Source organism: Sphingomonas sp. CFBP 13714, assembly GCF_014842205.1.
In the GTDB taxonomy this organism is placed as follows: Bacteria; Pseudomonadota; Alphaproteobacteria; order Sphingomonadales; family Sphingomonadaceae; genus Sphingomonas; species Sphingomonas aerolata.
This window is the reverse complement of the sequence record NZ_JACYVG010000018.1, coordinates 1-18,515: the sequence shown is the minus strand read 5'-3', so window position 1 is coordinate 18,515 and position 18,515 is coordinate 1. Positions and strand designations below refer to the sequence as shown.

The window sequence follows — 18,515 nt, the reverse complement described above, 5'->3', positions numbered from 1 at the left end:
TTTTGCGCCACGCTACCCCTTTGCCCGGACGATCATGCGCGTCGACGAACGATGACGCACCGCCCCGGCGCGATGGCGCCGGGGTTCCCCCTGCTGCGGAAAGGATGAGATCATCAATTTCGAGCCCCCCTTCCCCACACCACGCTCGGCGATCAGCACGGCCGTGTGGAGCGCCCGGGGTCTTAGATCGCCTCGCTCATGGCAGCGGTCGTCGTGATGGCGGCATTCTTTCCGATGAGATCGAGTGCTTCAATGCCCGCGACTTGCCGCCGAATTTGATGAGACCGGCTGACGGTCGCTATCTGGACATCGACGGTTGTCCGGGAAGAGTGACTGGTGCGTGTGGGAGGCAAGACCGTCGCGTGGGTCGGCGCCTCCCCTGCCCTACCAACGTCGGAAAGGCTCTGTCGTCGACTCTGTCCATCGTGACGACCGGGCGGAGTCAGCGTCAAGGATGCGCGGTTCCCTCAATTTTGACGTGGCCCTCGCTTCGCTTCGACCACGACAAAATCGGCACCCCCACGCCCCGCTTGCGCGGCCGCTGCGCGGTCCTGTGACCCTGACCCCACCCGATCGTCAGCCGGCATCCGTCTCAACGAACAGACGGAGGTTTACCTGCACGTCCAAACCGCACGCACCCAGGCATGGCTCGCTGAACTTGCAAGCATCCAAGCGGAGATCGCAGCACACGGGATGCCCGAGCAGGCACCCCTCCCCGCAGTAAAGCGAACTCGCAAGCTCAAGCCACTCTGGGAGAAATGAGCATCGTCCGGGCGGCCTCAGCCGCCCGATTAGGATTGGGTCTTCGTCTTGAGCGTCGTTGTATCCGGTGTGGTGCAGGTCGTGTCGAACGAGATCGGGCCGTGGGTACTTCACGATCAATTTCGCCATTTTGCGCTTTGGTGAACGCCGATCGCGTTTGTCGCGTTCGGCGTCTCAATCTCTTATCGATTTGTGGCGTGGCACTGTGGATTCATCAATTGCTTTGGCGATACGGGAACTGAGGGGAACCGTTCCTTCGTATGGTAGCCACGTGGTAGCAACGAGCTAGCGATACTGTAGCGACTTGATCGCGGATTGCGTTAGGGTAGCAACTAAACAGCTATGACGTAGCATGTTCATACACGGTTGGTGGCCTGCCTCTCGCGGCTTGCCAACCGCGTCTTGACGGTATCGCAAAGGCGCGTGTCGCTAGTTGGTAGCATGCAGCAACCGACTACCAATTGGATCGCGAGCACGTCGCTTCCCGGCCGCAACATCATCGCATCGAAACTGCAACTGGGTCGCGACAAGCCTGCTACTAACTCGCGGGCTAATTGCGAGCAAATCGCAATTATAACGCAGGTTACTCGCTGCTAGATTGTGTCAAAGTCGCTAGACACTACTTGGTAGGTTGCGATATAGCCGCTTCATGAACGCTGGCTGCTACATGGTAGCAACCTGGCCGCAACGGGAGAGCAGTATGCCAGTCATCAGTTTCGTGTCGCCGAAAGGCGGGGTGGGCAAGACCACGGCGACATTGTTGCTCGCCGGAGAGTTGGCGGAGGCGGGGGGTACCGTACGCCTGATCGATGCTGACCCTAACCTTCCGCTGGTCGACTGGGGCCAGTTACCGGGACGACCGGATGCGATAACTGTCGTCGCGTGCCGCGACGAAAACGCGATCATCGATGAAATCGAGCGGGGCGCGTCGGAGGCGCGCTTCACACTCGTTGACCTCGAAGGCGCGGCAACCGCGACCGTCACGTTCGCAATCGCTCAAAGCGATCTGGTGATCATTCCTTGCAAGGGGTCGCATCTGGATGCCACCCAGGCTGCCCGCGCTATTAAGCTCGTCAAGCAGACGGCGAGAGGCACCAAGACAAAGATCGACTATGCTATCCTGTTCAGCCAAATCCCGCCAGCGCTGCGCTCGAACAATCAGAAGGACATCGCGGAGCAATTCAACGATGCTGATATTCCGGTCCTTCCCGTCATGATCTACAATCGCGAGGCCTATCGCGCGATGTTCGCCGCTGGTGGCACGCTTCGCACCATCAACGACAAAGGTGTCGGTAACATGAAGGCGGCGCTCGAGAACGCCGAAGCCTATGCGGCAACAGTGATCGCTAGGCTCCGTAAGGCGCGTACCGTGAAGGAGGCAGCATGACCCGGTCCAGGCTCGATCTCTCGGAGTTCGATGATACGCCCGCGAACAAGGATCCAGTAAAGCTACGCGAGATAAGCGACGGGGCGGGCTTTCCGTCGCGTCCGGCTGTCCCAGCTGTAGCTGCCCCGCCTGTAGCGGCGCCCGTGCCTAAAGAGCGTCCCCAAGCCGGGACATTCCAACGGCCGCCACGCGTAACCGGCAATCGCAATATCGCGATCAACGTGAGGGTAGATCCCGAGACCGCTGCGAGACTCTATGCTCTTCGTGACGCGGATCCGGCACTCAAGCGCGTGCTCGCCGACGTCGTAGCAGATGCGGCGCTCTTGCTTTACAAGAAGGAGATTGGCGGGGCTGCTCCATAGGTAGGGCAGGGGCCTTGCATGGCCGTTAGCGCGGCGACGCAACGCAATCCTGGTTGACCGCCCGCGCGCCGCAGACCCCCGTTAAAGGCGGCCCCACGATCGATGGATAGGGCGTGATACCCCGCTTGGCACGACCGAGACGGCGCCCGAAACACCATACGAGCCGCGCCCGTGTGCCGCGGCGCACGGGCGAGCCCCGGCCGCCAACACGTCGCAAGCTATGGCCGGTCTGCAGGGGAGGGGGGGCAGCCTGATCTGGCGCCGTCAATCTGCTTTCGGGTATCCTGCTCGGCCGCGCTGAAGCGAGCGCCGGCCGTCAGCCTCCGTCGGCGCAACACCCAGACAGGCCGTGGCTGCCAAGATTGGGGCACCGCTGCGTTCGATCCCAGCCAATGCCCTTACCGCATAGAATGGCGGATCGAAGGTCATCCCTTGCCCACGCTAGGTTCGATCAAATCCCATCGGTTTCCGTAGAGGTCTTCGAAGACCGCCACCGTGCCATATGGTTCATGGCGAGGCGCTTCGACAAAACGGATGCCCCGCTGAGTGTAAGCGAGGTGGTCACGGGCAAAGTCGTCTGTTTCGAGAAACAGGAACACGCGACCGCCGCTTTGATCGCCGATCGCCTCACGTTGCCGGTCGCCAACCGCTCGCGCTAGGCAGGTACCGCCACAAACCTGTCATCAGCTCAAGCTATCATGGGGATACCCAAGAAAGCCGGATGAGATGAGCGAGCAGGAAAAGCGCAACATGATCAAGGCCACGCGGGGGTATCTGCGCGTGAGTACTGAGGAGCAGGATCTCGCTCGCCAGGAAGTGATAGTCGCCGGGGCGCGAGGAGCTGGGTACTATGTGGCAGCAGTCTACCGGGAAAAAGCATAGGTGCACGACCGGACCGGCCAGAACTGCTGCGCATGGTTGCCGACCTCCAGCCTGGTGAGGTGGTTGTCGCGGAGAAGATCGATCGGATCAGTCGTCTGCTTTTGCCCGAGGCGGAGTTGTTAGTCGCGACGATCAGAGGGAAGGAAGCTAAGCTCGCGGTGCCGGGGATCGTTGATTTGTCCGACCTCGTTGCCGATAGTTCTGGTGTTGCCCGGATCGTGCTCGAGGCGGTGCAGGATATGCTGTTACGGGTAGCGGTTCAGACCGCCCGCGACGATTACGAGACCCGTCGTGAACGCCAGCGCGAAGGGATCGAGATTGCCAAGCGGGAAGGCCGGTATACTGGGCGGAAGCCTGACCTCGCGCACCATCGCCGCATTATCGCGCTTCGTGACGCTGGCATGAGCATTGTTAGGACGGCCGAGCTGGCCGAATGCAGCATTGCGCAGGTCAAGCGAGTGACAGCTCTGCATCGTGCGAAAGCAGGCGTTTCATTAACCAAGGGGGTGTCGTCGGAGGACGGATCCAGCTTAAAGTTCGTGCTTCGACGACAGTGGAATAAGCCGTCGTCAGACAGCTGGCGGTAGGCCCGATTTGATCTTTCCGCCCACCGACGTGTCGGTTGCGGCTCCGTAGCGTTCGGCTTCTGCGACTAATTCAGCATCTGACAGGGCGCGGTGGTCTATCCACCACTTCGCATCAATTACGACGGCACAAACATGGCGGCCGTTTCCGTCTGTGCCCGAATTCGCCATGAGCGCGCAAAAGCGGCTGGCCCGTAGGGTTGTCGCCCAAGCAACCTGGCGATCACTGCCTGTGAGCAAGGGAAGGTCTAGGTGGGCAATGGCTGCACTGTTACGAACCGCCGCCTCCGCCTGCTCACCTTGCTTGGTCGCGACGAAACAGTTGCGACACTTGGTTGCCTTCAGCCAGCGGGCTTTGCGCTCCTGCTGGCTGGCAAAGCCGGAAAGATAGTGAATCTGCTCATGCCCGCAGGCGTGCGTGATGATTTGTCCCATAACATGATGATGCTCGACAGCCGTTTCGAGGCAACCGGGATGAGTCAGGTTCAATCACGAATGCGTTGAGCCGTTGGCGTGACTACTTTCCAACTTCAATCACTTAGTTGGGGGCTACTCCATCGGCATTCACGAGAGCGGGGCCGACAAGCGTGCCGACCAGACGAACCCGCTTCTCTACGAGGTCGAATGGCGCTGCAATTCCAATTCGTAGCGACCCCCCAAGGTCCCGCCGCAGGTAAAAGGCGCCACCGTCGCGGATCAATGTACCAATCTCATCTACCCGCATACCGATCAACGGCACGATCGCGTTGTCGTTCAATTATCGCGTTCGGCGCGCTTGCGATCCGCCTTCCGCGCACGACTGACGGCCGCGGCATGTTCGCGCGCCCGTTTCTCGGACGGCTTCTCATAATGCCGGCGCAGCTTCATCTCACGGTACACCCCTTCACGCTGCAGCTTCTTTTTCAGGGCGCGCAAGGCTTGGTCGACGTTGTTGTCGCGGACGATGATCTGCATGATGGCTGGCTCGTTATGGCTATAGGTTAGTCAAATACAACACGCTTTATGCCCAGGAACGAGCCATGCCAAGGATAGCTTAGGCGGCATAGCCTGGCGATCCGCGTCACCGACGACGAGTTGAGCTCATCGTCGGCACATAGGGTTACCTTCGTCCGGTCGCCCTGCCTTTGAAACTGATATTGCGCCGTTGCATTCCAAAGAATGCCATATCCCGATTGGCGCGCGGAGCGCGACTGTGAAAATGTCGGCGCGATCGAGCAGATCGGTGTCGGCGAGGCCTGTAATAGACCGAGCGAACGGTTGATCCTGCATACCGGCGTGTCGGTCGTGGACGGGCAAATGTCCTGCGCCCGCATCTGGAGGCGGCGCTGGCTGGCACGGATGCAGCCTGGGGTATCACGAGCTCTACCCCGTCATCTTCGGCAAGGAGCTGGCGACCCCCGCCTGTGCCAGTGTAGAGCGGATCGCGGCGGTGGGGGCCTGCGTGGTGCGTCCCGCTTGATGCTGACGCCCGTCAGCCCTCGCGCCTGAACGCCCGCATCAGCGTGCGGCTGTATTCGCGATGGGTCGGAGTTTCCCGGTGGCACCCGGCAGATGATGGCGCGATGCCAAGCGAAGCTGCCGGTGTGAACGTCAGTTCCCCGAAATAGATGCCGTCCGCCCCGTCATAGAGGTCAACGCGGACGAAATCGAACGGTGCCGCCAGTGCTCGAGCCGCCGCGGTCATCTCAGCAAGGCGACCAGCATCTGGAAGCCAGTAATCTTCCGGGGTCGTGAACCCGTCGTCTGCGTCCATGGGCTCGAACCCTGGCACTTGGAACAGGCGGCTCCATGCCGTACCGAACCGGGCGTGATCGACCTGGCACAGCAACGGTTCGCCGTGGATGCAATGAAACTTGTAATCGTCGGGCGGGGCGGAGTTATGGGCGGACACCAGCGTTTCGACGATGATCTGCCGCGGCAGGTTCCAATACTGCATCTCGCGCATCACGAGCGCATAATCGATTGATGCCAGCTGGTGCATCGCCGCAAGATCTGCCGGCGAGGTGACGTTCCGCAGAAAGACGGGCGATCCACTGGCATGGGTCGGCTTGGCGATCGCAGGGGTTCCAATGAACGGCCGCAGCAGCTCGTGGAGGCGGTCGACGGATCGCACACCCGCCATCGGGATGACCGCCAGCGTTTCGAGCACGCGCAAAGCCGGGCATGATCGCGTCGCCATCGCCTTGGCAGTGCCCTTGTCAACGAACGTACGCTGGAGCGCCGACCAATTGGGGTTGATCATGCGGGCGAAGATCAGGTCGTTGATCGTTGCGGCGGCATCATTCGGGGGAAGCGGCCATCGCCCGAACTTCCGTTCAAAATGACCGCCTGCGATCAGATGGTTGAACCCGCGCTCCATTGGCGCGGGACGGGCGAACCCGTTTCGGTCGTCCCCTGACAAGTCCGTCATTCGATACCCTTGCCCATTGATCCCGATCGCGGATCAGTCCGCCTGCGGCCGCAATATGGCATCCAATTGGGTGAGGCGACCCGGAATGCATGCGACATGAGGGTAATGTAAGCCATTGCCTGGAGCTTGGCGGGGCGCACACGGAAAGTGAGACCGCCCCGAACTGCGTGCCATCATTAAATACCGGACTGCTGGTCAGCGATCCGTTATGTGGCATTCGATGCCGGCTCGCTGCTTTTTAACCCTCATGATTGCCTGTGTCTCATTGACCGGATGTGGCGACCGTACGCCTGACCGTGAACGTGTGCTGCGACAATTGGCACAATCCTCGGATGCCCAGCTTGCAGAGGGAAGCCGAGAACCTCAGGAAAAACTGATTCGAGCGCCGTCCGATAAGGAAGCACGATATTTTCTAATCAAATCGCGAGCGCGATTGTTACATGGCACGCGTATAGCCGTCATCCGCAAGGAGCTTGCCGAGAAAGTAGGTTACGGTCGCATTGAGGTCGATTGTGCAGAGCGCTCGATGCGGGTGCTGGCCTTGTCAGATCGACGTTCTTTTGTAGAAGCAGGGCTATCAAGACCTGTCGAACTAAGCTCCATCGCCGATCGGCCGTTGAGGCGGGAATTAGCGGCTGCCGTTTGCGCAAAAGACGGAGTGTAATAGGCGGGTAGATTGATCTGTCAGCGCTGGCTGATCGCCGACCGCTACGAAACCCTGCTAGGTGTTTGGTCCCGGCATCTGGTGGATCAGATCAACAATGAATCTGTCCGGCTCTGACGTCCAGATCTTGCAATGTATTTGTAAGGCGTGAGGCCATTGAGCGTCTTGAGGCGACGGGCAAAATAATAGGCCGCCATGAGGTTGGCGAGGTGCACAGGCAACTGCTCGTGGCTATCGTAATGGAAGCGTTTGGCGGTCGCCTCCTTGATCGTGCAGTTCATCCGCTCGACTTGTCCGTTGGTCCAGAGATGGTAGGGATGGATCGGCCCCTTAACTGAGCTCGGGAGAGCCTTGGTGAGCCGGTGCTCTATGTCGTTCGCTTCGCAGATCATGTCGAAGCGCATCTGCCGCGACCAAGCGGTGTTACAGTTGCGCGACTGTGCGACTAGACATGCTGGACACCTTATTTGGCCTTTGACAACGCGAACGAGCGCGACGGCATTCTATCTAGTGAGCAATGTGCTTGAAATGCTACGGCGCGGTTGGAAGTTCCATATTTTCACTTATGATATCCATGTTCACCAGCGCACCCATGGTTGGTTGTACAGATAATGTCGGGACCATAGGGGCTCCGTCTGGAGAGGAATTTCATGCGTATCGCACTTGCAACCCTAGCCCTGCTCGTGTCCGGCGCAGCATGCGCGCAGTCGACGCCAATTCCAAAGATCGAGGCGCGCGACGGGCGTCACGCGCTGATTGTTGACGGCGCACCATTCTTGATGCTGGCCGCGCAGGCCAACAATTCGAGCAACTATGTCTCGCAGCTGCCAGCAGTCTGGCCCATGCTCGACCGGATGCACGCCAACACGCTCGAAATGCCGGTCGCCTGGCAGCAGATCGAGCCGGTCGAGGGGAAGTTCGACTTTTCCTTCGTGCAGGCGCTGCTTGACCAGGCACGCGCGCACGACAAGCGCGTCGTCCTGCTCTGGTTCGGAACGTGGAAGAACACGTCCTTGGCGTACACGCCCGATTGGGTAAAACTCGACAATATACGTTTCCCGCGAATGAAGACGCGCGACGGCAAGGATCACGGCGTCCTCTCGGCGATGTTCTCCACGACGATGGAGGCGGACAAGAAGGCGTTCGTTGCGCTGATGACTTATCTTAAGTCGCATGATCCGCAGAACACGGTGATCATGGTCCAGCCGGAAAACGAGACGGGGAGCTACAGTAATCCGCGTGATTACAGTGCGAAGGCGAATGCGTTGTTCGCACAGGCGGTCCCGGCGCAGCTTATAAAGGCGCTCGGCAAGGCGCCTGGGACGTGGAGCGCGGTGTTCGGCGTGCAGGCGGACCGCGCGTTTAACACTTGGCACGTCGCGCGCTTCGTTAATGTGATCGCCGCGGCGGGAAAGGCGGTAAAGCCGCTGCCGATGTATGTGAACGCGTCGCTCGCAGGCCCCTCGAACGTGCCCGATCCCAACGGCGTCGCGAGCGGCGGCCCGCAGCAGGACGTGCTCGACATCTGGAAGGCGGCGGCACCGTCGATCGATGCCGCGGCGCCCGACATCTACGATCGCAAACACGACAATGTAATTGCGTATCTGAGCGCCTATGCGCGGCCCGACAACGCGCTGTTGGTGCCTGAGATCGGCAACGCGAAGGATTTTGCGCGGTTCTTCTGGCCGGCGCTGGGGCGCGACGCGATCGGCTATGCGCCGTTCGGGATGGATGACACGGGATATTCCAACTATCCCCTCGGCGCGAAAACGCTCGATGACGAGACGCTAGGTGCGATCGGCAGGAAATATGCGCTGTTCGCGCCGATCGCACGAGAATGGGCGGGCGTTGCGCTCACGCATCCAACCTGGGGCGTTGCCAAGGGTGAAGACGGCGCAGCGCAGTCGACCGTGATGGGCGATTGGTCGATTACGGCGAGCTTTGGGCAGTGGCAGTTCGGACAGAAAGAATGGACCTGGATCAAGTCCGACAAGCCCTGCTGGGCCGATCAGCCCGTCGGAGGCGCGGTCGTCGCACAACTATCGCCGACCGAGTTCTTGGTCGCGGGGGATTATGTCCGCCTGAACTTCAGCGCGAAGACCGGAGGGCCCGCCAAGGGCATGATGCTGCGGGTCGAGGAGGGGACGTTGACCGATGAGCGTTGGACTACCACCCGTGTGTGGAACGGGGATCAAACGGATTACGGACTCAACATCGTCAATCGACCGACGCTGCTTAAAGTTACGATGGGGGTGTACAAATAGACGTCCGCTTCCATTACTTCTTTTGCAAAGGCTCGCGCGTAGTTGGAACCGGGTCTCGGCCTAGGCCGGGACCATTTGGTCCACGCGCCGGCTTGCTGAGGGGGTCACACCAACCCACGCCCCTCGATTCGGACTGCTGGGACAAAGCCCGTGTACGCCGGTAGGTCCAGATGCAGTCCGGCGGCGTCGCGGCGATGCTTCAATGTGCCACCGCCGAGCAGTGATACCCGCTCGATCTCCCCCGCTGTGCGTCCCGTTCCAAGTGACGCAATCGTCGCAGGGCCGCGCGGGGGGGCGAGGAATAGTGCGTAGAGTGCACTCCTGTTAGTCGTGAAGCGTATGTCCCGCGGCGTGAACGGCTTGGCAGTCGCCTCGTTCTGCATGCCAACTGCAAGCTTGGTGGGACCTTCGCCGTAAATGCGCCAAGGTCGCGAGCCAAAGATCGCTTCGCCGTTGGTTGCGACCCAGGCTGCCATGCCGTCGAGGATCTTCTCCTCTTCCGAGTCTATCGAGCCGTCGCCAGGCTGCGGTACAGAGAGGAGCAGATTGCCGTTTTTGGATACGACGTCGGCGAGGCGCTGTATCACCTCCTCGGCGGTCTTGTAGCTGCGATCGTTGAGGCGTGCGACGTTGTAGAACCAGTCGCCGAGGCACGTGTCTGTCTGCCACGGCTCGTCCCACAGATGATCGGTGAAGCCCTTTTCGACGTCCTGGACGATGCCGAAGCGTTCGTTCGGCTTCAGCTGCTTGCCGGTCAGCACGACGTCGATCTTGCCGTGCCATTGGATCGAGCGGTTATAATAATCCGCTGCTGCCTCAAGCCCGACGGGGCCGAACGGCAGCCCATAATCGTCGAAATAGACAAGGTCTGGCTTGTATTTCTCGACCAAATCAGTCTGGCGAAGCAGCCAGCGCGTGACATAGGCAGGGTCGTCCTTGGGACCGGTTTCGACCCACCGCCCGTTATTCTTGTCGTGCCAGGCGTTCATCGCCTCGATCGTGTCGATGCCGTCGGGGAGCACGGCATGACCGCCGGTGTAGAGCTCCTGCGGGTCGAGTCCTTCCCACCATTGGCCTTTGCCGTCCGCCTTGGCTTGCGTGAAAGCATCGTAGCGGACACCCTTCTTGGCACCGATCGGGTCGTAGCCATAGGCGGGCTGGTACCAGTGCCAGGCGTGCGCCGCGTGGTTCGACACGCCGAATTTAAGGCCGGCGGCACGCGCAATCTTTTCCCATTCGCCGACGATGTCGCGCTTCGGCCCAACCCGTAGCGAGTTCCACGCGTGGTAGCGACTGTCGTAGCAATCAAGATTATCGTGATGCGTCGCGAGCGCGACGAAATATTTAGCGCCGGCCCTCACGTAGCGGTCCATCAGCGCCTGCGGGTCCCAGCGCTCGGCCTTCCAGGCGTGCTGCAGATCCTTCATCCCGGCAACCGACGGATGGCCGTAGGACTTGAGGTGATGCTCGTACATCGGATGGCCCTGCATATACATGAAGCGGCCGTACCAATCCCCCTGCTCGGGCACCGCCTGCGGGCCCCAATGCGACCACAGCCCGAGCTTCGCGTCGCGGAACCAGTCGGGGTAGCGGTAATTGTCGACGAGCGAGGGCCAGTTTGCCTGCACCGGACCGCTCGCGCGGCCCATCGGGCTGGCTGCGCGGGCGGCGGTGGCAAGGCTCAGGGCGGCGGTGCCGGCGAGAAAGCCGCGGCGATTATAGGTCATTTGTCGGATCCCAACGTCTTTGCGATCGCGGCGAGCGCGAGGGTTTTCATGATGGCGTAGCCGGCGGGGGTAGGGTGGACGCCGTCGGTCGAAAGGCCCGGCTTCATGCCGCCCTCGGCCGTGGTTAGCGCGGCATGATAGTCGACTTAGCTATGCCCGTGCACCTTGGCATAGCCGCGCAACCAGGTGTTAAGCGCGGCGATCTGCGAGACGGGCCGCTTCGCGGGGCTCCAGGGGAAGGCGGCGGCGGGCGGAACCGACGCGAGGATGACCTTGATGCCGTACGCGCGCGCCAGTTCGGCCATGCCGGTGATATTGCCCTCGACGGTTGCCATCGTCACAGCACCGGTGTTGCCAGCAATGTCGTTTGTGCCTGCCATAATGTGAACCGCGGTCGGATGAAGTAGGATTACGTCGTTGCGGAAACGGATCAGCATCTGCGGCGAGGTCTGGCCGCTGATCCCGCGGTCGACCAGGCCGTTGGTAAACGGCGACGCATCGGCGCCGATCCAGTTGTCGGTGATCGAGTCACCCATGAACACGACACGCACGGGGGTCTTGAGCGCAGCGTTCTGCGCGGCGTCGCGGCACAGCTGCCCGTGATCGCGCGTTAGCATATGCAGATTGTACATCTGATAGTCGGCGGCGGGTTTGGGGTGCGTCGGGCACGGATCTGCGACGATGCCGACGAGGTCGTCGGCATAAGGATCGCCGGGGACCTTGGTCTGCGCGGCACCGGGGGCCAAGCACGAGATGGCGGCGAGCAGCGCCGTGAGGGTTTGGATGCGCATATCAGTTCCTTGCAAGCGCAGCGGCGATCGCGCGCGAGGCGATGGGAGTCATGCGGGCATAGCCGCTAGGGAGCGGGTGAATGCCGTCGGTTGTGTACGAGCGGCCGAGCATGCCTCGGGCATCAACCAGGGCAGCGTAGTAATCGGCATAGGCATAACCGCGCTCAGCGCAGAAGACGCGCAGCCAGGTGTTGAGCGCAAGTAGTTCGTCAGGCTTGCGCTCCCCGACCACGTTGCGCGCGGCTTCGGTATAGTCGTTCACCGGGAGCAGCGATCCGAACACGACCTTAATGTGGTGCGCGTCGGCTAAGTCGGCCATTGCTTCCCAGTTGGTCTTGATCTGCTCGGGTGTTTCCTGTTGCAGGAAGCCCTGCACGTCGTTGACGCCGGCGAGGATCACGACCGCCCGCGGGTGCAGCGCGATTACGTCTTGATGGAAGCGCAGGATCATCTGCGCTGTGACCTGGCTGCCGATGCCGCGATTAATATAGGGCTGGCCGGGAAAGCTGGCCGACAGGTTCCAGCGGTCAGTGATCGAATCGCCGAGGAACACTACGCGACGCTGGCCGGGTTTGCGGGCGGGGAGAGCGGCATTGGCTTGCCGGTAGATGTAACGTTCACCAAAATCCTGCATCAGGCTTGGGACGAGCTTGGCGCGGAAGGGCCCAAGCCACTGGCCCCAGTCCCGCTCCACGACGACTCTGCGCTCGGGCGAGCTTTGATAACCTTGCGCTACGGCCGCGCTCGACAACAAGGCCAATACGAAGACGCCGACCTTCATCCGAGGAGGCCGTGGCGCGCAGCGAACGTCATGAACAGCGTGGGCCATGCCATCGCCGAGCGGTCGGCGGGCAGCCGACTGCCGAAGCCGTGCCCCCCGTCCTCGAAGATGTGCAGTGCGACCGGGCGTTTGGCGTCAGTCATCGCGCCGAACATCGCGATGCTGTTCGCCGGGGGCACGAGACCATCGTCGGCGGCATGAACGAGGAAGGTCGGCGGGGTGTTCGCGTCGACGCAGTGTTCGACCGAATACCGGCGGCGCGTTTCGAGCATAGCTTCGGCCCCCAACAGCTGATCGCGCGAGCCGGCATGCGTATAGGGTTCGTACAGGCTGATCACCGGGTATACCAGCGCAGCAAGATCGGGACGGGCGCTCTGTCCGTCTGCGGAGTCGACAGGTGCGTACACCGCCCGCGCATGGTGCGTAGCAAGCAAGCCTGCGAGGTGGCCACCTGCCGAAAAACCGACCACTGCGAGACGATCGGCCCGCACGCCGAAATCCGCGGCGCGGCTGCGGATCAGGCGCATCGCACGCTGCGCGTCCTGCAGTGGCACGTCGGAACGGTCGTCCCACCCTTCACCGGGCAGGCGGTACATTAGTATGAACGCGGTGATCCCGCGCGCGTTTAGCCACGCCGCTTGCGAGGTGCCCTCGTTGTCGTACGACAGGAAAGCGTAGCCCCCGCCGGGGACGACGAGCACCGCAGACCCATTTGCGCGCGCAGGACGACGCACGATCAACACGGGTTGTGCGATGCCCGTGACCCAACGATCGGGGTGCGCGGGATCTTGCGATTGGTCGTCGATCCGTCGCGCGGGGATCGTTCCTCGGCTGCCGGGTGGAGCCCCGGGCCACAGCGCAACTACCTGGTCCGTCGCGCTGATCTGCGCGGCGAGAGGGCGGGCGAACGCCATCAGCGCTCCTCCGCCCAAGACAGTTCGGCGGGAAGGGGTCATGCTGCGCTCTCCACCTGCTGGATAGCACCGGCGCCGTCCCTTACCACAGGCGTAAGTTGTCCCGCGATCGCTGCGGCTGCCGTGCGCAGCACATTCTGCGAGGCTGTCAGCGTTAAGCGACTGGCGGGACCGTCAACGAACGGCACGGTCAGCGCCGCGCGAGCGAAGCCAGCAGTGAGGATTGGCACCGACAGATCGGTGATGCCGGTCAGTACAGGGCTTGCGGTTGCGCCACCACCATCCGCGACGAGCCTGTTGAGCTGCGCAACGAGCGCCGCTTCGTCAATCGCTACACTGGTCAGGCGAATCTCCTCCAGCATGGCTCGCCGTGCTTCCGACGGCTGGAAGTCAAGCAGAATGCGCCCCGAGGCCGAACTATATAACGGACGGCGATAGCCCACGCGCACCGCAAAGCCCGATAAGCCGGGCGCCTCGACCCCGGTGATCACCACCATTTCGGCTCCCGACGCAACCGCCATATGGCAGCTCTGTCCGGTGTTGCGCGCGACGTCGTGCATCGTGGGGAGGGCCGTCGAAACGAGATCGCGAACCGGCGGCTGGCCCATGCTCACCGCAAAGAGCCGGTTGGTGAGGCGATAGCCGTCGTCGCCGCGCGTGATGTAGTGATGCTCTTCGAGCACTTGCAGCATCCGGAAAATCTCACTGACGGAGCGTCCAAGCGCGATGGATATGTCGGACATGTTGAGCGGGCCGGCTGCAGAGGCGAGCATCTCCAGGATCTCAAGACCCTTGGTCAGGGCAGGCGCCTGATAGCGCGATTTGTCGGCCATTCCTTCTCTCCAGCGTCCTTATCACGGCTTCTGCGAGACCGCTGATCGGGTCAGAGGTGCCATCAAAGATTCACACATGAAAGCACTTTTTATATTTCATAATCGTTTTATCAGGTTTATAGGATTGTACAGCGTTCTGGCCATGAGAAGCCGGGGTCTGAAGAGGATTACACGATGATTGATTCGGCTGCTGCGCGTCGCGTTCGAGGAATGCATCTGGCAACCGGGACGTCCGTTGTTGCGCTCCTACTGGGCTGGGCTATGCCCGCCTCTGCGCAGACGGCAACACCTGTGCCGACGGCATCGGAGCAGAGCGGTACGGTTGCTCCTAGCGCGGAGGAGGGCGTCGCCGGCGCTCAGGCCGAAGGCACTACACCGGCGCAGGATCAAGCCGATATCGTCGTCACCGGCGTCCGTGCCAGCCTTCAGTCGGCCCAGAATATCAAGCGCAACTCTGCGCAGATCGTTGATTCGATCGTTGCCGAAGACATCGGCAAGCTGCCCGACCGCAACATCGCCGAGGCGCTGCAGCGCATTTCGGGCATCCAGATTCAGCGTAACTACGGCGAGGGCAGCTCGGTTGCGATCCGTGGCCTGACGCAGGTCCGCACCGAACTGAATGGCCGCGACATCTTCACTGCTAGCGCCAACAGCAGTTCGCTGAGTTTGGAGGACGTGCCTTCGGAATTGCTCGCCGGAATCGACGTCTACAAGAACCCGTCGGCGGACCTTATCGAGGACCAGCTGAGCGGTACGATCAATTTCCGTACCCGCAAGCCGTTCGACTTCAACGGCTTCAAGGTCTCAGCCGCGGCGACGAACACCTATTACGACCTCGCGCGCAAGAGCCAGCCGACCGCTTCGCTGCTCGTCAGCAATCGCTGGAACACCGGGATCGGCGAATTCGGCCTGCTCGTCAGCGCTTCGTACCAGAAGACCGTGTTTAGCCAGGACACGATCTCGACGGAGCCGTTCGAGACGCTCGATCCGAACGATCCTGATCCAATCATTCGCGCGGCATCCCTCGCGGCGTTATCGTCGCTTGGTCGCACTGGGCAGGTCACGACCATTCCGCACGGCACCGGCATCGGCCAGGTCAATGGCGCACGCCGGCGGTTCGGGATCGACGCGTCGCTGCAGTGGCGGCCGACTGACACGCTGGAGATCACGGGCGAACTGTTCCGCAACGACTACAAGTTCCGCTATGACGATTTCAGCTACTTCGCGGAGCCTGCGGAAGGCGCGTTGAACGTCGTCCCAATCCCGGGCGCCGCGTTCGCGTTTGGCCCGAATGGCGATTTTCAAAGCGGATCGTTCCGGGACATCCGCCTTGCGGCCAACACCAGCCTCGAAAAGCGTCACTCGACGACCACCGACTATTCGCTGAACGCGAAATGGCGCCCGAGCGCAAGCCTAACGATCACCGCCGATGGCCAGTTCGTCGATTCAAAGACGAACGGCCTCCGCTCGATCGTGGGCCTCAACGGCGTTGGCAATGCTACGCTGGTCCAAGACATCAGCGGCGACATCCCCTCGTTCCAGATCACCGCGCCCGGCGGACTGGAGAACCCCGCGAATTACGCGTCCGCTTTCTATCTTGATAACCTGAGCAACTCGCGTGGCAAGGATAAGACCGGCCGCCTCGATGCCGAGTACAAGTTGGACGGCGGTGTCCTGCAGTCGATCAAGGTCGGTGCTCGCTATGCCGATCGCTCCAGCCGCTCGAGCGACACCGGCTATCGCTACACCGGCCTGAACGCGGTGCCTGCGCAGCTTGAATTCGGCAATTTCAGCAAGTTCTTCCGGGGGGACGCTGATCTATTCGGCAATGCGCTGCTGTTCTCACGCGGAATCACGCGTGACTATGGTACGACGCTTGGCACACTCGGTATCCCGACAACGCCGTCCTATCTGCCTAGCAGCACAAGCAACCAGTCGCAGAAGACCTATACTGGCTATGCCACTGCCTTCTTCAAAGCGGATACACTGCCCGTGCCGATTGACGGCAATATCGGTGTACGCGTGGTGCGGACCAAGCTGAACGTCGACGGCTTCTATCAGCAGACCGACCTAGTCACCCCGGTTGCCGGCGGTCCGCAGGTAACCGGGCCTACCACCTTCGTGCCGATCGTGAGCAGCGACAACTACACCTCGGTGTTGCCGAGCTTGAACCTGCGCGCACATCTCACTGAAAAGATGCAGCTTCGTCTGGCGCTGTCTAAGAACATATCGCGCCCGACGCTGAGCCAGCTCAACCCGAGCCTGAACATCACCGAGCCGGGCATCGCACAGATCCGGCAGGAGCAGTACACCTCGGGTGGCAACCCTGATCTGAAGCCGATGACCTCAAAAAACCTCGATGCGTCAGCCGAATGGTATTTCTCGCGCACCGGATCGCTCACCGTCGCCGGGTTCTACAAAGATATCTCGGACTATATCCAGACCGGCATCTCGCAGCGTAACGTCACCTTTACCGACGGCCAGACCGCGCTATACAACGTCACCTCGTACAGCAACGTCAGCAACGCCAAGGTAAAGGGCGCTGAAGTTGCCTATCAGCACTTCTACGATTTCCTGCCGGGGCCGCTCGCGGGCCTGGGCGCGCAGGCGAACTTCACCTTCGTCGACTCATCGGCGCCTAGCCCAGCGACCGAGGGCCCCGTCCGTCAGCTGCCGCTACAAGGATTGTCGAAGTACAATTATAACTTGATCGGCATTTACGAGCGTGGCATTATCTCGGCGCGCGTCGCCTACAACTGGCGCAGCAAGTATCTGAGGCTCACATCCGGCAACGGATCGGGCAATCTGCCGGTGTTTCAAAAGGCGTCGGGTCAGTTCGACGCGTCGATCACGGCGAACGTGACGCCACATCTGTCGTTGACGCTTAACGGGGTCAATCTGTTGAATACGATCCAGCAGACCTATTATGGCCTTGAGTCCCGCCCCCGTGATTCGATTGCGAACGATCGTCAGATCAGCGGCGTGGCGCGAATCACCTTCTGATCGCGACTTTTTCACGTTGAGATGATGACGTAATCTAACAGGAGTGTTTGTAGTCACATCTGAATTGAGCGGTCGAACAGCATGACCGAAGCTAAGCCAAGCCAGATGCGCATGACACCGGGCCGAAATTTGACTGAGCGGCTATTCAATTTCGTGGGGCGTGAGATCGTTACCGGGCGTTACGATGGAAAGCGGTTTCCTACGGAAGCCATTTTGGCGTCTGAGCATCATGTAAGTCGGCCGGTCACACGTGAGGCGATCAAGATGCTGACTGCGAAGGGTTTGCTCTATGCGCGTCCGAAACAAGGAACTTTTATACAGCCCATCTCAGCATGGAACCTCTTCGACGCTGACGTGCTCAACTGGTTGCTCGAACGTCGATTCACGCTACCTTTGTTGCGCAGCTTTATTGAGTTTCGCCTTGCCGTTGAGCCGATGGCTGCACAGCTCGCTGCGCGTTCTGCGACGCCTAAAAATATTGCGGTGATTGCCGCTGGCTATGCACAGATGGAATCATCTCAGCAAGGCGATGATGACGCACTTGAGGCTACTATCGTGTTTCACATCGCCATTCTACAAGCATGCAACAATCCCTTTTTCAGTCAGTTCGAGAGTTTCGTCTCGACTGCATTGCGGACTTCAATCAGCTTTACTAACCGGTTCAACGACCGCGACGCAGGCCTTGCAGCGCACAGGGCGGTACTCGATGCTATTGCCGCGCATGACCCAATTTCCGCCAGTATTACGTCTCGATCGATTATCGAAGACCTCATGATCCTGATCCGCAAGGTCGAGAACGAAGGCAGGTAGGTCAATCTTGACGCCACCGTCTTTGGTGTTTGCCCCCCCCATCTGGTTGATCGAATATACGATGATTTAATTAAGCTATGACGGCCAGACTCTGACAATGCAGGTGTACGGTTTTAAGGCCATTTAAGAGTTAGAGTCGACGGGTGATGTATTAGCGGCCGTCGATCTGGTAAGGCGCACTTGCGACATGATTAATAAAGCTGGGACCGCAATGCCGGTTCACGAACAGGTCATCGCACGAAATTGCACTGCAACGATGCGGGAGCCCTCATGATCCGATCACTTCCTAGGGTCAGGACCCATTGATGTGAGAGGCGCGATCTGATTCAGGTTCCGTGAGG

Annotated in this window: 16 protein-coding genes and 1 pseudogene; 6 read left to right on the top strand and 11 right to left on the bottom strand. The window is 60.7% G+C overall.

Going from position 1 to position 18,515, the window contains the following annotated elements:
- Window positions 1-1,462: 1,462 nt before the first annotated feature.
- Window positions 1,463-2,149, top strand: coding sequence for a ParA family protein (locus IFT54_RS19815; RefSeq protein WP_192071925.1), 687 nt, complete (start codon window positions 1,463-1,465; stop codon window positions 2,147-2,149).
- Entirely contained in the window at window positions 2,146-2,511 is a 366-nt protein-coding gene (locus IFT54_RS19810) for a hypothetical protein (protein WP_192071924.1), read from the top strand. Before IFT54_RS19815 ends, IFT54_RS19810 begins: the two co-directional genes overlap by 4 nt.
- A gap of 425 nt (window positions 2,512-2,936) precedes the next feature.
- Here the strand turns inward: IFT54_RS19810 and IFT54_RS19805 are convergent, their stop codons facing one another.
- Window positions 2,937-3,110, bottom strand: a complete 174-nt coding sequence (locus tag IFT54_RS19805) for a VOC family protein (RefSeq protein ID WP_197976235.1) — start codon at window positions 3,108-3,110, stop codon at window positions 2,937-2,939.
- A gap of 315 nt (window positions 3,111-3,425) precedes the next feature.
- Here IFT54_RS19805 and IFT54_RS19800 point away from each other — a divergent pair, with 315 nt between their 5' ends.
- Window positions 3,426-3,980 (top strand): helix-turn-helix domain-containing protein, encoded by a 555-nt coding sequence (locus IFT54_RS19800; protein WP_446740691.1) that lies wholly within the window; start codon window positions 3,426-3,428, stop codon window positions 3,978-3,980.
- On the opposite strand, the gene IFT54_RS19795 is transcribed toward IFT54_RS19800, so the two are convergent.
- The 5 genes and pseudogenes from IFT54_RS19795 to IFT54_RS19780 all read right to left on the bottom strand — a co-directional run.
- Window positions 3,963-4,412, bottom strand: a complete 450-nt coding sequence (locus IFT54_RS19795) for a hypothetical protein (RefSeq protein WP_192071923.1) — start codon at window positions 4,410-4,412, stop codon at window positions 3,963-3,965. The genes IFT54_RS19800 and IFT54_RS19795 overlap by 18 nt on opposite strands.
- 103 nt (window positions 4,413-4,515) lie before the next feature.
- A complete protein-coding gene (locus IFT54_RS20655) occupies window positions 4,516-4,701 on the bottom strand; it encodes a DUF5818 domain-containing protein (protein WP_244649320.1) in 186 nt (61 codons plus the stop codon).
- A 29-nt stretch (window positions 4,702-4,730) separates the two neighbouring features.
- On the bottom strand, window positions 4,731-4,931 hold the full coding sequence (gene rpsU, locus IFT54_RS19790) for a 30S ribosomal protein S21 (RefSeq protein WP_031393196.1): 201 nt from the start codon (window positions 4,929-4,931) through the stop codon (window positions 4,731-4,733).
- Window positions 4,932-5,448: 517 nt separating this feature from the next.
- Window positions 5,449-6,219, bottom strand: coding sequence for an ATP-grasp fold amidoligase family protein (locus IFT54_RS19785; protein ID WP_192071922.1), 771 nt, complete (start codon window positions 6,217-6,219; stop codon window positions 5,449-5,451).
- A gap of 889 nt (window positions 6,220-7,108) precedes the next feature.
- Window positions 7,109-7,449: pseudogene (locus IFT54_RS19780) on the bottom strand (integrase core domain-containing protein); the annotation flags it as partial.
- 252 nt (window positions 7,450-7,701) lie between these two features.
- On the opposite strand from IFT54_RS19780, the gene IFT54_RS19775 reads away from it, so the two are divergent.
- Window positions 7,702-9,315: a DUF5597 domain-containing protein gene (locus IFT54_RS19775; protein ID WP_192071921.1), complete on the top strand. Its 1,614-nt coding sequence runs from the start codon at window positions 7,702-7,704 to the stop codon at window positions 9,313-9,315.
- A 104-nt stretch (window positions 9,316-9,419) separates the two neighbouring features.
- Here IFT54_RS19775 and IFT54_RS19770 read toward each other — a convergent pair whose 3' ends face one another.
- From IFT54_RS19770 to IFT54_RS19750, 5 genes are all read right to left on the bottom strand, one after another.
- A complete protein-coding gene (locus tag IFT54_RS19770) occupies window positions 9,420-11,042 on the bottom strand; it encodes an alpha-L-fucosidase (protein WP_192071920.1) in 1,623 nt (540 codons plus the stop codon).
- Window positions 11,043-11,188: 146 nt separating this feature from the next.
- On the bottom strand, window positions 11,189-11,833 hold the full coding sequence (locus tag IFT54_RS19765) for a GDSL-type esterase/lipase family protein (protein WP_244649318.1): 645 nt from the start codon (window positions 11,831-11,833) through the stop codon (window positions 11,189-11,191).
- A 1-nt stretch (window position 11,834) separates the two neighbouring features.
- The gene (locus tag IFT54_RS19760; protein ID WP_192071919.1) at window positions 11,835-12,614 is read right to left on the bottom strand and encodes a GDSL-type esterase/lipase family protein; all 780 of its coding nucleotides are present in this window, start codon (window positions 12,612-12,614) and stop codon (window positions 11,835-11,837) included.
- Window positions 12,611-13,528 (bottom strand): alpha/beta hydrolase, encoded by a 918-nt coding sequence (locus IFT54_RS19755; protein ID WP_244649316.1) that lies wholly within the window; start codon window positions 13,526-13,528, stop codon window positions 12,611-12,613. The genes IFT54_RS19760 and IFT54_RS19755 overlap by 4 nt, the downstream gene beginning before the upstream one ends.
- Window positions 13,529-13,566: 38 nt before the next feature.
- On the bottom strand, window positions 13,567-14,361 hold the full coding sequence (locus IFT54_RS19750) for an IclR family transcriptional regulator (RefSeq protein WP_192071917.1): 795 nt from the start codon (window positions 14,359-14,361) through the stop codon (window positions 13,567-13,569).
- A 291-nt stretch (window positions 14,362-14,652) separates the two neighbouring features.
- Here IFT54_RS19750 and IFT54_RS19745 point away from each other — a divergent pair, with 291 nt between their 5' ends.
- Window positions 14,653-17,364: a TonB-dependent receptor gene (locus IFT54_RS19745; protein WP_342354877.1), complete on the top strand. Its 2,712-nt coding sequence runs from the start codon at window positions 14,653-14,655 to the stop codon at window positions 17,362-17,364.
- An 81-nt stretch (window positions 17,365-17,445) separates the two neighbouring features.
- The gene (locus IFT54_RS19740) at window positions 17,446-18,174 is read left to right on the top strand and encodes a FadR/GntR family transcriptional regulator (protein WP_192071915.1); all 729 of its coding nucleotides are present in this window, start codon (window positions 17,446-17,448) and stop codon (window positions 18,172-18,174) included.
- Window positions 18,175-18,515 lie beyond the last annotated feature (341 nt).

What these genes read in the sequence shown, in the direction of transcription:
- IFT54_RS19740 (WP_192071915.1), top strand. Translation starts at nt 17,446, where the DNA reads ATGACCGAAGCTAAGCCAAGCCAGATGCGCATGACACCGGGCCGAAAT.
- IFT54_RS19765 (WP_244649318.1), bottom strand. Translation starts at nt 11,833, where the DNA reads ATGCGCATCCAAACCCTCACGGCGCTGCTCGCCGCCATCTCGTGCTTG.
- IFT54_RS19775 (WP_192071921.1), top strand. Translation starts at nt 7,702, where the DNA reads ATGCGTATCGCACTTGCAACCCTAGCCCTGCTCGTGTCCGGCGCAGCA.
- IFT54_RS19755 (WP_244649316.1), bottom strand. Translation starts at nt 13,528, where the DNA reads ATGGCGTTCGCCCGCCCTCTCGCCGCGCAGATCAGCGCGACGGACCAG.
- IFT54_RS19760 (WP_192071919.1), bottom strand. Translation starts at nt 12,614, where the DNA reads ATGAAGGTCGGCGTCTTCGTATTGGCCTTGTTGTCGAGCGCGGCCGTA.
- IFT54_RS20655 (WP_244649320.1), bottom strand. Translation starts at nt 4,701, where the DNA reads ATGCGGGTAGATGAGATTGGTACATTGATCCGCGACGGTGGCGCCTTT.
- IFT54_RS19770 (WP_192071920.1), bottom strand. Translation starts at nt 11,042, where the DNA reads ATGACCTATAATCGCCGCGGCTTTCTCGCCGGCACCGCCGCCCTGAGC.
- IFT54_RS19785 (WP_192071922.1), bottom strand. Translation starts at nt 6,219, where the DNA reads ATGATCAACCCCAATTGGTCGGCGCTCCAGCGTACGTTCGTTGACAAG.
- rpsU (WP_031393196.1), bottom strand. Translation starts at nt 4,931, where the DNA reads ATGCAGATCATCGTCCGCGACAACAACGTCGACCAAGCCTTGCGCGCC.
- IFT54_RS19800 (WP_446740691.1), top strand. Translation starts at nt 3,426, where the DNA reads ATGGTTGCCGACCTCCAGCCTGGTGAGGTGGTTGTCGCGGAGAAGATC.
- IFT54_RS19810 (WP_192071924.1), top strand. Translation starts at nt 2,146, where the DNA reads ATGACCCGGTCCAGGCTCGATCTCTCGGAGTTCGATGATACGCCCGCG.
- IFT54_RS19795 (WP_192071923.1), bottom strand. Translation starts at nt 4,412, where the DNA reads ATGGGACAAATCATCACGCACGCCTGCGGGCATGAGCAGATTCACTAT.
- IFT54_RS19750 (WP_192071917.1), bottom strand. Translation starts at nt 14,361, where the DNA reads ATGGCCGACAAATCGCGCTATCAGGCGCCTGCCCTGACCAAGGGTCTT.
- IFT54_RS19815 (WP_192071925.1), top strand. Translation starts at nt 1,463, where the DNA reads ATGCCAGTCATCAGTTTCGTGTCGCCGAAAGGCGGGGTGGGCAAGACC.